The organism is Zhongshania sp. (assembly GCF_041584495.1).
Lineage (GTDB): Bacteria > Pseudomonadota > Gammaproteobacteria > Pseudomonadales > Spongiibacteraceae > Spongiibacter.
Genome location: NZ_JBFHDY010000089.1, coordinates 1 through 14,643, shown reverse-complemented (window position 1 = coordinate 14,643; position 14,643 = coordinate 1). Strand labels below are relative to the sequence as shown.

Here is a 14,643-nt window from a genome sequence, read left to right as displayed (position 1 = left end):
TCGCGGGCCTGCTGCAAGCTGAGGTATTTATTGCTAAACAACTGTAGGCAACGGCTCAACGCCTTAGCGCTGGGGTTTTGATGAGCGTTGATCAGCATTAAGGCCTCGGGCTTTCTGCCTTCTTCAAACAGTTTAAATGCCTGTGTTGCGGCGTCGTCATTGAGTTTTAGTTGGCCAAATAGCTGCCATACTTTATAGCTGGCCACGGTTAGTCCGAGGAGTGAAAAGAGCGACAGCAGCCAAATAACGGGGCCGCCGGTGATAAGAACGTGCAACATAGTAGGCTCGAACCGTATTTAATGGTAATCTTAATGATAATGGTTATCATTAACGTATAAGTGGGGTCTGTTGTCAATCGTCTTGCCGTATTTTTGCGTAGTTGCATTTTGGAGCGATGCTTGGCGTGAGATTTACTGTGGGTAATAATGGTTTGGTGCACAGTTGAATGGTTGGTAAGCCTGGCAAGTAAACTGATCTAAGCGGTGAGAGAAAACGTGGTTTGGGCGGTGCAATATGTCGCTGTTTACAGGTTTAGATCATGGCGGATAAAGGGTGAATAAATGGAGTTATGAATATTTATTGGCCGATCACTCTGGGCTTGCCGGCCGAAAGCTACTTACTGATGCTGTGCAAGCAGGGCGGGTTCAGGGCAACGGCGGTTCTTTGCCTATTACGGCCATGGCCAAGATCGGCGATGTGGTTTCAGTGGGTGACCCGCGAGATGTATTGGTGTCGGCTTATTTTTATCACAAGCGCTCCCGCTGAACCCTAGTGCGATGTGGCGGCGTCGCGCGATATTGAGTGGAAGATCGTCAACGGCGCGGTACCCACAGTGCTGGGACAGGCGCAATCGCTGAGTAAGTATTTGAGTGGCGCATTCCTGGAAGAGGGCTGGTTCGCCGCGCCAGAGTTTCGACGTCATCACTTTAATAGTATGCGCTGGCGGCCTTTGGAAGACGAGCGTGCAAGGTTTTTAAATATGAAGATATTCTCGGGTGTGAAACGACTGTATTCAATGAGTTACTGACATTTATGGAATTGCTATTTGCAGTGCGTGTGGCGGGAAAATATTTTGCTCGCTATAGCGAGGTGCAGACCGGGAGTAGAAAAGGCCATATCCGCAATGCAAGTAGCGGCCAGTGGCGCCAGCGGTTTTATCGCGCCATTGCAGTCGCGCTTTAATGAGCTTTACGGGCATATTCTTGAGCGCTACCGTTATCCGCTTATCCAGCTGCCATTTAAGAAAGCTAAGGAATTTTTACTGGTAAATCTTGTAGCCAGCGATGTCCAGCTTGGTGTTGCCAAAGGGGCTGAGTCCGAACTAGTGCAACGTGGGGCGTCTCGCTGATTAGCCAGCGCAGTGACAGTTCAAGTAATTGCTTCACTAAAACGCGGCCAATACAGCCGTGTTGGCCGCGACCAAAGCTCAAATAGGGTTTCGCCTCGCGTTCGAAATTCAAGGTGTTGGCGTCAGTGAACACGTCGGGGTCGCGGTTGGCGGCGGCAAGCATCAGCAATACCCCGCTATTTTTTTTGATCATTTGATCATGCAGTTGTACATCTTCTAATGCTCGACGGGCGATAAATAAAACCGGTGAATCGAAGCGCAGAAGCTCGTCTGCAGCAGCGGCAATGAGCTCGGGCTTGGCGCGCAGCTGATCTATTTTTTCGGGCTGTTGTAGCAAGCAATGTAGGGCATTGGCAATTGCGTAATCTGCATTAAGGCCATTGGCGAACAACAGCATGCAGTTGTCGGCCATAAATGTATCGCTAATGCGAGGGGTTTGGTCGTGAAGCTGGGCTAGCGCAGAGGGGAGGTCGTTACTGGGGTGTTGGCGTTTCTGATTTAGAAGCCCAGAACAGAATTGGCGAAAGGAAAGCAGCTCTGCATCGAGCTGCTGACGGTGCTGCTGGGAGGGAATGGCGGAAAATAACGAAAAAAACCAATTTGCCCACCGCTTTAATTGGCGATCTAACTCCGCAGTTTGCTGGCGAGGAGCAATGCCAAATAGGCTGCATAGGGTTTTGGCGCACAGCGGTGTGGCAAAATCATGCAGCAAATCAGAAGGTGTGTCTGTGGGTAAATTACTTTGTAAAGAGGTCCTGCGCAATTGTTCGTGGAATACGCGCGCGATACTTCGCCGAGCCTCGGTGTGCTGCGGGGCGTCCATGAAGGGTAGGGTGTTATTGGCCACGTCGGCGCAGGTATAACGGCCGCGATGCCGCTGGTTGACTACCGCATAGTCAGAAGGGGTATTGCTTAGTCGCGGATCAGCGAGCGCGGCGCTAATATCGCGATGCCGACTCAGCAGCCAGCTGCCGCTAGTGCAGCGGTGTACCGGCGAATGATAGTGCAGCTGTTCAAGGGCACTATAAGGCGAGTCGATAAATGCCTGGGAATAGGGATCGATTGCAGCGAATGTAGGCGGCGCTGCCGTATGAGAAAGGTTAGCGGGACGAAATTTAGCGCGAATATATTTGAGCACGATTGGCAAGCACCTTGGCAATTTCTATATTGTTATTGTTGAGATGCTCACGAATGGCGACGCGTTCAGCGCTGTTAAGTTTTTTCCCTACCGCGAGCTTGGCGAGAATGTCGACATCGTAGTAGCGAATTGCCGCCGAGAGCATAAATAGTTCGTCAATAAGATTGGCGGTGGTGCTGGGCGAACAGATGTCGGCAATATTGTCGGAGGCTAGACGAACGTGAACGCCTGCTTCTAGCAGTTCCAATACACGAGGAATACTGTTGAAGGTCGGGCTTGGCAGCGAGCGTAATTGGCGCATGCCAATGGCGGCAGAGGGACAGCAGATGACGCCAATATTGCATTCGAGCAAGCCGTTGACCAAATGTTGAAATCGCTTTTCGTCGTAAGTAGAAGGCGAAATCATGTGTACTGCCCATACTAAGGGTTCGCCATTGGCAGTACTTAGCGCGCCCTGCTTTTTTATGACTTTAACGAGGCGTTCGGTGCCAGATTCACTGTCTTCGTTGCGTTGGTCGCTGTGCACATGCAGCATGCAGCGTTTATTTCTTGCGAGTTCGATGGTGCGCGCGAGATGTTCATCAAAGCCGATGTGATCGGGGTATTCATCGCGGTCGTCGGCTTCGGGTAAGGCGGCTATAAAATCTGACTCCGCCGCGCCTGCTGCAAATAGCTCCCAGCGCTGCGGCTCGCTGTCTTTAAAACCAAAGGGCGAGTAAGCGGCGATATTCAGTGAAATTTTGTCTTGATATTGCCGTTTAATATCTTGCATTCGGTGTAGTGCCGACAAGCCGAGATTATCCGCAGTAACATCGACCAAGGTGTCGGCACGCCGGGTGTTATTGGCGATCATATCGTTGAGAAAGTAAGTAATTCTCTCCCTAAAATCCTCGTCATCATATGCCGGGCCAGCGTGGAGCTGATAGATAAGATGGTGTTTTTGGTGCAGTGAAATATGCGACGTTGCGAGCACACTTTGCTGGGCAACGGTGATGTATTCTTCGTCAATCGTACCAGCTCTGTCTAGATGTAAGTGCGCGTTGTGCATTCCCCCTAGGGCGGTAATTTTTGCGGTAAGCTTGGCGTAAAATGGTGAGCGGTGGCTAGTCATGAGGGACGGTATCCTTAAGCAGGTTTCGGGCTTTTTGCCAAAGATTGGCGCCATAAATTATGGTTGTGGGCAGCGCCAGCGGCGCGCAGTCGTGATCTTTGAAATGACAAATTCCCTCGTCGCTTAATCCCAGCTCTAGTGTCCAGCGCCCTGGCCGCGATGGTGTCGTAACGGTAATATCTATGTTGACCATTGCATCTGGCGGCAGCGCACAGGGCAGGGCGATACTGGCGGCGCGCCATATACGCACTTTGTCTTGGCGTCGCCAGTGCGCATGTAAAAAGATACCGCTGTTCGCGCTCGTTTGCCAAGTAGTCTCGCTGGCGTTACGAATTTTGATGGTGAGGGAAGTGTTTTGATTGGGTGTTAGCCTACGTGCTAAGTCTGCGCGCAGCTCACACTGGTAGGCACTGCGGGGAAGATGTTGGAGATCCTTGCGTGGCGGTTCGATACTATTAGCGCTAGGGTGAGATGCTTTGGCGCAATGCAATTCCTCTTTAAGCCGTTCGGCAAAGTCATTGATAAAAGCATCATTAAATATCTTTTTGTGTTTTGCTTGTAATCGAGTGCCGGACAGCGCGCCGTGGTAATATTTTCGCCAGCCGATCTCGGGACATTGATAATTCTGGTAGGCGCTGCGTCGACCGTCTTGGCAAAAAAATAAACTAAGCCTGCCAGAGTATTGCTGGGGAATAAATTTTTCTACAAGGCATAATAGGCTTGGCTCTTGTTGTTGCTGATGTAATTGCTGGGCAATGCTAAAAGCAATTTTAGCGGCTTCGCAGAAGCCGCCGAGAAAGTAAGGTCCAGCGTGTTGAATTTCTTGTAATTCCTTTAAATAGTACTGGGCTAAGGCATGGCTGTAGTCATCGTTTTTGCCGTCGATAAGATACAGCGAACGAAAGCCATAAACGGGTTGGTCTGGTCCAAGTGCGCGGGCTAAATTGGCTACTTCTTCTTCGCCTTGGGCGCCCCAAAAAAGCGGCGTTTGGCTGCCGAGGGTATTGTAGGCAAAGAGTAGAGCGTCAGCGCGCAGGCGGCAGCCCTGCCACGCACTGGTGTATTGAAGTAGCTTGCTGAAAATATCCGCAGGAATTCCGGAGCTGATCGCGGCGCGCTGCGCATGACTTAGCTTCTGGCTTAGCATAGGGTGTTCGGCACTATTTTTTCGCTCGCTTAGGACGCGATCGAGTTCTGCAATACTGGGGTAATCGAATAAAATTCCGGGTGGGAGCTTGGCGTCGAGGAGCGCCTCTAGGTCGGCGATAAAGCTCGTTGCGCTCAGCGAGTTCCCGCCTAAGTCAAAGAAATTATCGTCGACACTAATGTCTTCAATTTCAAGGTGATGTTGCCATATTTTCCGTAATTGTCTTTCTAAATCACTACGGGGTGGTAGTATGGCTTTGCTTGGGAGTCGCGGTTTACTGCCGTATTTTTCTGAGAGCTTGTGACGCTGTAGTTTTCCCCCTGCGTTGCGAGGTAGTTTCTCACAGAAAAACAGCTCGCGGGGGATTTTATGCTGACTAAGTTGTGTGCTCAGTTTTGCTAGTATGCTTTCTGAATTATATTTTGCGTTGCTATTGAGGACAACGGCGGCAGCGACTTCTTCGCCTAAGCTTGGGTGTTCGGAGGAAAAACACGCAGCGTCTTGAATTTCTGGAAGGCTTAGCAGGCAGTTGTCTATTTCAAGTGGCGAAATTTTTTCGCCGCCACGGTTAATGATGTCTTTGATGCGTCCGTTTAAAAAAAGATATCCGTCTTCATCAAAATAGCCGAGATCACCGGTTCTAAACCAACTTCCGATAAAATCAGTCTGATTCGCCTCCTGATTTAAATAGCCGGTAAAAACGTTTTTACCGGCTATTATGATTTCACCTACTTGACCAAATTCCGTGGGATTGCCGTAGTCATCAATGATCTTAATTGCCACGCGGGCACAACGGCCAACACTGCCCTTGCGCTGCGATTTCGGTGTTATTGGATTACTGCAAATAAGACCGGCGGCTTCGCTCATGCCGTAAATTTCGACGACGGGGATATTGAACAGAGATTCAAACTGAAGATGAGTAGCTTCGGATAGTGGCGCGGACACTGAACGACAAAACCGTAGACTGGCGCTGAGATCTGATTGCGCCATAAGGCGGGCTTCGCGGCACAGCTCGGCGAGCATAGTGGGTACACCTTGATACCACGTTGCGTGGAACTGTTTGAGACAATTAAAAAAAGTCGAAGCGCTTAAGTCGCGAGCAATAATGACACTGCCGCCACTTAATAGTGGGGCGAGCAGCACGTCGAGTAACGCGCCGATATGAAATTGCGGCATCATATTTAATACAGTATCACGCTGAGAAAGCGAGAGTGACTGGATTAGGTTTTGGCATGAAACCAGTAAGTTTTGGCGGCTCAAGGGAACTTGTTTTGGTCTTGCAGTGGTGCCGGATGTATGTAACAGCAAGCAGGTATCGGATGCGGCGTGAGGAATTTTGCTAGGCGTGGCTCTTTTGGGGGGTGGGCTATTCTTAACAAGTGAAAATTCGCCCGCGAGGCCTGTAAGCTTAGGTATCAAGTGTAGACATTGCAGTTTATTTTGTTTGGCGACTACGTCAGTTGGGCGTTGTTCTGGCGAGGTGATCAGCAGTGCGATATCGAGTGGCGCTATGAGTGCATGTAATTCAATTGCATTTAACTCAGGATTTAGCGGCACACAGCAACAGTACTCCATCAATGCTAGGCAGAGGACTGCATTTTCTGGCCCTTGTGGCAGAATAACTGCAACGCGATCCTCGCGAGCGATGCCTGCGAGTTGAAGCTGCTCGTGGGTGTATTGGAGTTGCTGGGCTAAGGCGGCATAGCTGAGTGGGGCTTGGCCGAGTGCAAATACGGCGGGGTGTGCGGCCTGCGCCGAAAGATGGTGGTATTCAAGTAAAGTTAGCTTAGCTAATCCGTTTTCTTGGGTATTCATCCGGCAGCATCCATACTCCGTTCACTTGTCTTTTGTGTTTTTAGCTTTAAACGTTTATGTTAAGTTTTTAATGTTCGCTCTAAGATTTTGATTCTAAAGTATAAATATCGATTAATTCATTTTATTTCGCATTGCACAAGCTGGATAGCTGTCTTTTACGGCGTGTTTGGCCCGCGAGTGTGCAGTCAATAATAATGAGTGATTTTAAATTGTAGCAGAATAAACCTGCTGAGGGGTAAGGGATAGGTAGCTAAGAATACGATCGCTGTCGTGATGGTAATATACCTTTAGGGGATGTTTGATGCTAAGTGGCGCGGCCAGTTCTGGAGCGAAATGAAATTCTAAGCATTGCTGAGTGGAATTTATTGCGCAGAGTTTGGCGGCGCTGAAACCGAAGAAATGTGTGATAAAAGGGAAGAGTGCTTTATAGATGCTCTCTTTGGCTGAGAAGCACAGTGTTAGCGCGTAATGAAGTTCGAAGCGCGAGCCGTGGATGATGTTGAGCTCGTTATCGTCAATAATTTTTGACCACAGTCTATCGGCCTTTTGTGGTGAGAGAATGTCTTGGCAATCAATACCAATTGCGCCAAGTTGGCTGGACGGTGCTAGGGCGCAGGCGGCAAAATCGTCGGTGTGGCTAATGCTGCCACTGAATCCTGTGGGCCACTGGGGGCAGCGCTTATCGTCGGCGAGCACATCAAAATGATCTACACCGTAGTGACGCAGTGCTAGTGCGGCAAGATAGCGACCACAAAAATATTCCGCCTTGCGTTTGCTGCTGGCCCTGCTGATCGTGTCTGGTAGGTGGATTGCGGCTTGGCTAAAAAACGCGTCGTCAAATAGCTCAAGCTTGAATGACCCCGACATTAAAACAGCGGGATTTAGGCGCTGGTCTACAGGGGTAATACAGATAAATTCCGCGAGTGCCTTTTGCGCCGTTTTACTCATGCTCTTAACTGCGCACACTAAGTCGCTGGCGCAGGGCTTCGGCAGACTCAACCCGCTCGGAGTAGCGGTCGACCAATATTTCCTTTTTGTTTCTGAGTAGCAGCGTGAATTTCACTAGCTCTTCTATAACGTCTATGACCCGATTGTAATAAGCCGAGGGCTTCATGCGGTCGTTGTCGTCAAACTCCAGCCACGCTTTGGCAACCGAGGACTGGTTGGGAATGGTAAACATCCGCATCCAGCGACCTAATATGCGCATTTGATTGACCGCGTTAAAAGACTGCGAGCCGCCATTGACTTGCATTACCGCCAAGGTTTTACCCTGGGTTGGCCGCACCGCGCCGATGCTAAGGGGTATCCAGTCGATTTGCGCTTTCATAATGCCGGTCATGGCGCCGTGACGTTCCGGCGAGCACCACACCATACCGTCGCACCACTGTGCGAGTTCGCGCAGCTCGACGACCTTTGGATGGTCGTCGCCACTATCGTCGGGTAGGGGGAGGCCAGAGGGATTATATATTCTGGCTTCGGCACCATAATAGTTCAGTAGCCGCGCGCACTCTTGGCCGAGCAAGCGGCTGAACGAGCGCTTTCGTAGCGAACCGTAGAGAATCAAGATTTTGATTGGGCTGTCATCGCTGACGGGCTGTAATAATTGATCTGTATTGATGGGGCTTAGGGCGTCGGGGTCACAATTGACGATATCAGTCATAGTCTAGGGCAGCGTTGCAGCAATAAAGGCCTAAGTTTGCCCTAGCCTAGAATGTGGATCAACCATCGCGTTACTTGCGGTCAAAATTTACTTTACGATAATTTTTCCCGACATTTTATTGCCGTGAATACCGCAGATATACGGGTATTCACCGGGCTTATCAAAGCGGTAGGAAAAACTCGCATCGTGGCGTAATCGTGGGCTGCGGATATTGCCAACTTGAATAATATGGTTGGAGCCGTCGTGGTTATTCCAGGTGACCTCGGTACCGGCGGTCACGGTGAGTACCGCCGGAGAAAACCGCATGAAATCGACAATGGATACGGTGTCTTTGCCCGCTGAAATGTCGTTTTGAACGACTTTGGGGCGCGGTGTTGAGATCGAAACAGGCGACATAGATGGCATAGATTTCTCCATGACAGGACGAGGCTGAGGGCTAGTTGGGGGCGATTGAGACGCTTTTCCCGCGCCATTTTCCGCGATGATGATCGTGCCTTTCATCGCTGGATGAATGCCACACTGGTAGTGATATTCTCCGGAAGATGAAAAGGTGTAATGATATTCGCCGCCCCTTCTTAAGCGTGGGCTTTCGTGGCCGTCGATTAGAATACTGTGGCTGGCACTGTCGTTGTTGATCCATACAATGTCTTCGCCTGGTTGGCTAGTTATCGTCTTGGGAGTAAATGCATAGCTTTGAATTTTTACCGAACCGCCATTGCTTGTCATTATATCTGAAGAAATTGCTGCACCCGCAAACATGATTAGCGCGGCTAACGACGTAAACACTAAATACACTTTCACTTTTACCTCCACATCGACTCTTGGGAATCGGCGATTACTTTTTTTGACGAGCGTTGCGCATACGATTGGTGCGCCATGTCATCCAGATACCGCTAATCGATAATAAGACGGCGGCGGCGCCTACCAAGTTAATCAGGCTGGAGCCAATGGTGCCAAACAAACGACCGCTGTGTAGGTCAATTAAGACTTGTTCTAGGGCAACGGTAGGGTGGGCATAGGGCTCGACGTCGGATTTTGCATCGTCGTCGAGCTGGGTAAGTGACGACCAGCTTATAGTCTCGGTGTTGTCAAACTCCTGCCAGCTTAAGCCGTCGGCACTAATATAAGTCCCTTCACCTTGAAGTGCTAAAAATGACGTATCTTGTTGTTCTACGATGCCAATGCCGCGAATATGGCCAACGGGGAGCATATAGCCGCTGAGTTCTTCAATGAGCACACCGGTGGGTGATAACAAGGTGAGTTTGTCATTGGTCGCAACAAACAAGAGTTCGTCGCCGTTGTTTTTGATGTCGACAAAGCCCAGGGGTGAGGGAATGTGTCGGTCGAGGGCGATATTGTCTAAAACGGTATTTTCTGTTGTAGTAACGAGCCAGTGCCCAGCAGAAAAATAGCCGTTTTCCGGAATCGTGGTATGCAAACCATAAAGCGACATCAGCGTGCTGGACCCGACGCGAATAGCGTCGAGTCCCATGCTGACGCTCTGATTAAGTAAAATACCACTGAAACCTAGCCAACCCATAAATACAAAGGCAAATATACCAAGGCGTTGGTGCCACTGGCGCAATAGTAATGACGTATTGCGCTTAGGGGCGCTTGGCCTTTTTTGTGTAGACGAGACGGGCTTTATGCCGACCTTTTTAACCGTTGGTGTTTGTGAATCATTGTGGGCCGCCCGGTCTGCTTCGGCGCGAAGGGCATGTTGCGTGTTCATAGAGCCTCCCAGAAGGCCATTTATTAGTGACTTAAGGTATCTAAGGTGAGGGCGGTTCGTGCCATGCGCTCCATCATTTGTACCGACAGCGTAGCGCCGGTAATATTGTCCACCTTATTACTCAGCTTATTTCCAGCTGCCTTTGCTCCTTTTAATTGGTTGAGGAATGACGGTTCTGCAACTTGTTCACCGCGAGATTCCCGGTAAATAAGGACGCGAGCGGTCTCGATGGCACCGCCGCTCACAGCAAACCCTGAGGTGGTCGGCACATAGCCTTCCTTGCCTATGTCATCAAAAACCCACACGGTCTTATTAGCGTCCTTCCAGTAGCGCACCCGCTGAGAGGGGAAGGGGCGGTTAAATACCGCACTTATTTCACGTTGTGCTTCGGCGTCTAAATTCAGCACAGTAGGTGCGGGCACCTGGTTATTAAACATTTCAGCGAGAAAGACATCCGGTGTCTGAAATGTTTTATACAGTTCAAAGGCTTTCACATTTCCTGAATAGAGACCGGTAATAATAAGGAAAAATAAAAACAATATTATTTTTTCTGCGTCTTGCGGGCGCCGTGCAACGGCATCTGAAGTAGATGCCGTGCCGCCCATTTTTACAAATGGATAGAGCATGTGTTCTCCAGGATACTGATTAACGAGTTACAATCACGCGTTCATACGGCGCCAACGCAGCGATTAACTGGTTGCAGGCTTCGTAGGTCACGTTGATGCGCTCGCAGGCGTTATATGCTGCTTCAACAACCGCATTGAATTGCGTTACGGTAATGCCGAGGTCGGCGTGCGCCGCGGCCATGCTGGCCCCTTGGTATTCCACCGCGCCACCTAATACAAGTTGCTCTAGCTGGGTGTTTAAAAAGATCTGGCGCTCAATATTGCCAAACTCGCGGAAAATATGATTAATCCGGTTGTCGAGCATAATGTAGTAAAATAAGCTTTCTACCCAGTTGCGCACACCTTCTTCCCCGCCCCATTGTTCTAGCGCGTCGTCGTCAAGTGCTGGCAAGGTTGGTGTTTTACCGGTTTGCGCAAAGCTCGGCAGAGCGGCTGTACCCGCGAGAATTGCAATGGCGATAGTGCGAAATATCGGTTTCATGGTGTTCTCCTGAGATCGAGTAGACTTAGCTAATAACGCTTTTAGAAACTAGCCTGAAGTGATAGATAAAAGCCGTGTTGGTCAGGGGTGATTGTGATGTCGCCGAGCATTGCGTAGGCAAAGGTCATTGACAGGTTTTTGTTGGGGAAATATGCAACAAAGGCGTCGAACCAGTCGCTTTCATTCTGGGTAAGTGTTCCGGCTAAATTACCAAGGCCTAGAGTTCCTAACGTTGGTTGTAGTCCAGTTAGGTCTATGTCAGCAACGTCTACACTTTGGCCGTTGACGTTGTCACCGTGTTTTGCCCACTCAACACCAATAACAGTGTCTTTGCGTAGCAAGTAGGCGAGGGAGATCTCTGGCCGAATTTCCTTGTCATCGCCGTCCGGCCCGCCAAATCCGGTCAGGCCGGTTTGGTTGGCTGCACTGTAACGCGCAGTAATGTTAACGAGTGTATTGATAGGAAAGAAAATTTTTGTCGCCGCTATATAAGCCTCCCAATCTTTGGTCTTGGCTGCTTTTAATGTAGTTAGTAGTTCATCATTTTTATTGTTTTTGTAAAAACCACCGATGGCAACCTGAGGAATAAGGTTGTCAGAATCGTAGATTGCTTCGCCGAAAACCCGAACCTTGGCACCAACGATATCCATTTCAATAGTGGTGTTGAATGGTTCGATACCAGTACTAACCGGTATACCAGCTGTTTCATCGGTAAGGCCTCCCACGGTGTCAAAAACTAAACCGAGGGTATCGAAGGTCGAGCCAGTAGTGAGGCTGCTCTTTGTATATGAGAGCTCAAAACGATCCCAAAAGCCAACCGCTGCGCCGATCGAATGTAAGGTATAATTTGCTAGTGGTGCGTATGTGTAATGCAGGTTTCCGTTAATACCGTCACGAGTTGCGTAACCCGTAATCGTCGCCCAAGGAGTGATACCACCACCGCCTGCGCCGTCGATCATGCTGACGCCGCCAGTCGCGAGTACCTTGCCGGTGTTAAACATTTCGGCCTGAGTTATATTGCTCGCAAAAATTGCGGCAACGAGGGTTGCGCTTTTAAAAAGACGCAAGCCGTTTTTTTTTGCTTCTTTCATCTTGATGCTCCTAATCAATAGAAAACTACCGTGCTTGAGTAAAGCGCCCCGCGTTTTGCAGAAATGTCTAGTTGTAGTGTCGGTACAATGGGTTTTCATAGGGGATTGTCTTTCGACAAACACTTATGCGCGCCAAATTGTTGCCGTTCTAAAACACGCTATCCGTCTTCTTAAGGGTGCGTTACACACTTAGCAATGGGTGTGCCAGATACCAATAATCGTGTTTTTAGCGCTGAGTTTGAGAAATGGGTGCTCTTTTATTGTGCTAATTTTTTTGTGCATATAAAAAATATTGCGTCTAAAGAGGGCGAAAATTGAGTTTTCAAATAGCGACGATTTATTTTGGAACATTTTTTTAATTACATGAAAATTTTCGGGCATTTTTATTTTTTTGCTATTGGATCTGTTTTTTGAGTTTTTGAGGATGCATTAAAATGGTGATTTCCGCTATTGCACAAAAATGTGGCCATTTTACGGCGTTGAATTTCTTATGCTTGGCGCAATTTGGGGCGAAATTTTTATTTTTGCCTGTTAATGGCAATAATCAGGTGGTTTTATGAAAATAAAAGGGTGCCGCTAAGTGTGATGAGGGTCACTGTTTTGAAAATGAGTGCGGGATGCGCGCCGCGGGGTGTCGGCGGCGAGACGCATTTAAGTAGGGATGGCGCCACACTTATAACCGCTTTAGCCGACAAGTAGCGTTGGTGCTCGTGGGCTATAGGCCGTGAGCGAATTAATGAAAGCTTGTGGTGCACATTCTAATTTGATGATTACTGCCGACTTCCTCCGCCGACAGCAATATATCTGTACCCCGCGTATTGACGCTGTGCGCGCCGGTCGTTGTTAAAAATATATATTCTAATTGGCAATATAGATGGCTTTATATATTCAGGCTCGTCGCTGGGGAGTGGGTGGCTAAAGAGTATGATAGCCGTCGACGCCATGATGGCAACTAGCATTGCAATGGGATTGCCAGTTGCCAAGCCCTGTTGCGTAAGCTCGGTGGGGCTCGCTGAGAAAAACAGATCGAATTTGGCGATATACATATAAAGGTGGCCTGCTAAGTTTAAGTAGCGCAGGGGGAATAGTATAAGCAGATTGTCGCGGGATTCTCGTGGGCGCCGGTAAATTGAACAGAAGCACGAGGCCAGCAGATAGAATACTTTGATTATCTTTTGTGCGTCTCTAACCTTTCTTTTACCGGCGTAGCGTGATGTACACACAAATTATCCAGAATCAAGAATACTTTGCGCTTCGCATCCTTGAGCAATCGCATCATGAAATCAATCAGTCTATCGGTATTCATATTACCTTCAAATATCCAGTACCTTAACTTGCCCTGACTGGTCACCGCCGAAATCGTGTTGCACGGCTCACGCTTGGCCTATGGGCGCATAGCTCAGCTCATGCTGGCAATCGTTACGCAGACCGGTCTCGTTCCCCGGTCAATCTCGCCATTCCGCGTGTCCGAAGTCGATGCGCCTGTCGGCGTTTCTCGTCAAGAACTTCTAGAGATAATGTTCTTGCATCAGTTTTTGCGTCCATGGACGGTATTGTGTCGGAGGCTATTGGTCGTCGGGTTAATAGGCCATAAAAAAAAGCCGCTACTAGGGTGTATAGCGCGGCGGCGCTGGCCGTTTTTTGCTCTGATGAATGGCGTGGACAATGGTTAATATGCATGGGGATGATAGAGGTGGGCAGTGCTATATAAGACGTATGAGCAATTCGCTCTAGCGGGTGCATTGTGGAGATTGTCCAGTAGGTTGGCGTGCTATAGCGGTGGTGTATGTAGTGAACGCGTGTGTAGAGCCAAGGTAGGTGCCCGCCTGCATGTAATAGGTTATCGCCTCTATAAATAGCCAGCACAAGAACAGCTCGGCACGGTGCAGTTGCAGCCGTATTCGGCAATGTCGACGTGCAGACGGAACCAGTCGTGTTCAAATACGCCCCAGGCCTGTGTTGCCATTACAACGGTGGCAAGATTGTAGTTGAAGATTTCCAGCGACATTGCCTCGCTGTCAAGGTGTTTTGCTGGAAATCGCTCGGGTTGGATGTTCCAGCGCTGGCTGTTATCGCGGTTGCGCGCGTAATACCACCAGTGCACTATGCCGCCCAAGCCAATTAATAGGTACTGCCGCATAGCCATGCTGAGTTGCATAGAGCGCTCCACCAAATTAACTGCTTCGTCTTAATATTCAATTATATCATATTAAGTTATTTATCTGTAACTTAATGCAGTGCGCGGGTCTTGGCAAGGATGTTACATTTATGTAACTTCTGGATGTTGTGTGGCTTTGAATTATCCTGCGAATATTATGGTAACGTCCAACGCGACAGTCATTGCTAAGGCTAAGCCTGCGATCTTGGTTGGCCGACCTCGTGGCAGTAGCAAAGAAGACACCATCGCGCGGCTGCTTCGAGCGGCGCAGCAGTTGTTTGCTGAAAAAGGTTGCGCCCAAACCAGGTTTAATGATGTTGGTGCCGGCATTGGTAT

Annotated in this window: 14 protein-coding genes and 2 pseudogenes; 3 read left to right on the top strand and 13 right to left on the bottom strand. The window is 49.2% G+C overall.

Features of this window, described 5'->3' with window-relative positions; translation table 11 throughout:
- Positions 1 to 278, bottom strand: a pseudogene (locus tag ABYP33_RS13545) (MotA/TolQ/ExbB proton channel family protein); the annotation flags it as partial.
- A gap of 274 nt (positions 279 to 552) precedes the next feature.
- On the opposite strand from ABYP33_RS13545, the gene ABYP33_RS13540 reads away from it, so the two are divergent.
- Positions 553 to 765 carry a hypothetical protein gene (locus tag ABYP33_RS13540; RefSeq protein WP_373091611.1) on the top strand — a complete coding sequence of 71 codons (213 nt, stop codon included), beginning with the start codon at positions 553 to 555 and terminating at the stop codon, positions 763 to 765.
- A gap of 13 nt (positions 766 to 778) precedes the next feature.
- Positions 779 to 1,027 carry a hypothetical protein gene (locus tag ABYP33_RS13535; RefSeq protein ID WP_373091609.1) on the top strand — a complete coding sequence of 83 codons (249 nt, stop codon included), beginning with the start codon at positions 779 to 781 and terminating at the stop codon, positions 1,025 to 1,027.
- A 220-nt stretch (positions 1,028 to 1,247) separates the two neighbouring features.
- Here the strand turns inward: ABYP33_RS13535 and ABYP33_RS13530 are convergent, their stop codons facing one another.
- The 12 genes and pseudogenes from ABYP33_RS13530 to ABYP33_RS13475 form a co-directional block, all read right to left on the bottom strand.
- Positions 1,248 to 2,486, bottom strand: coding sequence for a cytochrome P450 (locus ABYP33_RS13530; protein ID WP_373091608.1), 1,239 nt, complete (start codon positions 2,484 to 2,486; stop codon positions 1,248 to 1,250).
- The gene (locus ABYP33_RS13525; protein WP_373091607.1) at positions 2,464 to 3,597 is read right to left on the bottom strand and encodes a hypothetical protein; all 1,134 of its coding nucleotides are present in this window, start codon (positions 3,595 to 3,597) and stop codon (positions 2,464 to 2,466) included. Before ABYP33_RS13525 ends, ABYP33_RS13530 begins: the two co-directional genes overlap by 23 nt.
- On the bottom strand, positions 3,590 to 6,559 hold the full coding sequence (locus ABYP33_RS13520; protein ID WP_373091606.1) for an AMP-binding protein: 2,970 nt from the start codon (positions 6,557 to 6,559) through the stop codon (positions 3,590 to 3,592). The genes ABYP33_RS13525 and ABYP33_RS13520 overlap by 8 nt, the downstream gene beginning before the upstream one ends.
- Positions 6,560 to 6,763: 204 nt before the next feature.
- Entirely contained in the window at positions 6,764 to 7,507 is a 744-nt protein-coding gene (locus tag ABYP33_RS13515) for a 4'-phosphopantetheinyl transferase (RefSeq protein ID WP_373091605.1), read from the bottom strand.
- Positions 7,508 to 7,511: 4 nt separating this feature from the next.
- The gene (gene arsH, locus ABYP33_RS13510; protein ID WP_373091604.1) at positions 7,512 to 8,219 is read right to left on the bottom strand and encodes an arsenical resistance protein ArsH; all 708 of its coding nucleotides are present in this window, start codon (positions 8,217 to 8,219) and stop codon (positions 7,512 to 7,514) included.
- A gap of 87 nt (positions 8,220 to 8,306) precedes the next feature.
- Positions 8,307 to 9,020: a cupredoxin domain-containing protein gene (locus ABYP33_RS13505; RefSeq protein ID WP_373091603.1), complete on the bottom strand. Its 714-nt coding sequence runs from the start codon at positions 9,018 to 9,020 to the stop codon at positions 8,307 to 8,309.
- Positions 9,021 to 9,054: 34 nt separating this feature from the next.
- Positions 9,055 to 9,951 carry a PepSY domain-containing protein gene (locus ABYP33_RS13500; protein WP_373091601.1) on the bottom strand — a complete coding sequence of 299 codons (897 nt, stop codon included), beginning with the start codon at positions 9,949 to 9,951 and terminating at the stop codon, positions 9,055 to 9,057.
- 23 nt (positions 9,952 to 9,974) lie between these two features.
- Complete coding sequence (locus tag ABYP33_RS13495) at positions 9,975 to 10,577, bottom strand: FMN-binding protein (RefSeq protein WP_373091599.1); 603 nt, start codon at positions 10,575 to 10,577, stop codon at positions 9,975 to 9,977.
- Positions 10,578 to 10,596: 19 nt separating this feature from the next.
- The gene (locus tag ABYP33_RS13490; RefSeq protein WP_373091598.1) at positions 10,597 to 11,058 is read right to left on the bottom strand and encodes a group 1 truncated hemoglobin; all 462 of its coding nucleotides are present in this window, start codon (positions 11,056 to 11,058) and stop codon (positions 10,597 to 10,599) included.
- Positions 11,059 to 11,099: 41 nt separating this feature from the next.
- Positions 11,100 to 12,149 carry a DUF3034 family protein gene (locus ABYP33_RS13485; protein WP_373091597.1) on the bottom strand — a complete coding sequence of 350 codons (1,050 nt, stop codon included), beginning with the start codon at positions 12,147 to 12,149 and terminating at the stop codon, positions 11,100 to 11,102.
- 1,168 nt (positions 12,150 to 13,317) lie between these two features.
- Positions 13,318 to 13,518 (bottom strand): annotated as a pseudogene (locus ABYP33_RS13480) (transposase); the annotation flags it as partial.
- 480 nt (positions 13,519 to 13,998) lie between these two features.
- A complete protein-coding gene (locus ABYP33_RS13475; RefSeq protein ID WP_373091595.1) occupies positions 13,999 to 14,307 on the bottom strand; it encodes a hypothetical protein in 309 nt (102 codons plus the stop codon).
- A 130-nt stretch (positions 14,308 to 14,437) separates the two neighbouring features.
- On the opposite strand from ABYP33_RS13475, the gene ABYP33_RS13470 reads away from it, so the two are divergent.
- A partial coding sequence (locus ABYP33_RS13470) for a hypothetical protein (protein ID WP_373091594.1) occupies positions 14,438 to 14,643 on the top strand: 206 nt, incomplete at its 3' end.

What these genes read in the sequence shown, in the direction of transcription:
- ABYP33_RS13515 (WP_373091605.1), bottom strand. Translation starts at nt 7,507, where the DNA reads ATGAGTAAAACGGCGCAAAAGGCACTCGCGGAATTTATCTGTATTACC.
- ABYP33_RS13475 (WP_373091595.1), bottom strand. Translation starts at nt 14,307, where the DNA reads ATGCAACTCAGCATGGCTATGCGGCAGTACCTATTAATTGGCTTGGGC.
- arsH (WP_373091604.1), bottom strand. Translation starts at nt 8,219, where the DNA reads ATGACTGATATCGTCAATTGTGACCCCGACGCCCTAAGCCCCATCAAT.
- ABYP33_RS13485 (WP_373091597.1), bottom strand. Translation starts at nt 12,149, where the DNA reads ATGAAAGAAGCAAAAAAAAACGGCTTGCGTCTTTTTAAAAGCGCAACC.
- ABYP33_RS13495 (WP_373091599.1), bottom strand. Translation starts at nt 10,577, where the DNA reads ATGCTCTATCCATTTGTAAAAATGGGCGGCACGGCATCTACTTCAGAT.
- ABYP33_RS13490 (WP_373091598.1), bottom strand. Translation starts at nt 11,058, where the DNA reads ATGAAACCGATATTTCGCACTATCGCCATTGCAATTCTCGCGGGTACA.
- ABYP33_RS13525 (WP_373091607.1), bottom strand. Translation starts at nt 3,597, where the DNA reads ATGACTAGCCACCGCTCACCATTTTACGCCAAGCTTACCGCAAAAATT.
- ABYP33_RS13500 (WP_373091601.1), bottom strand. Translation starts at nt 9,951, where the DNA reads ATGAACACGCAACATGCCCTTCGCGCCGAAGCAGACCGGGCGGCCCAC.
- ABYP33_RS13520 (WP_373091606.1), bottom strand. Translation starts at nt 6,559, where the DNA reads ATGAATACCCAAGAAAACGGATTAGCTAAGCTAACTTTACTTGAATAC.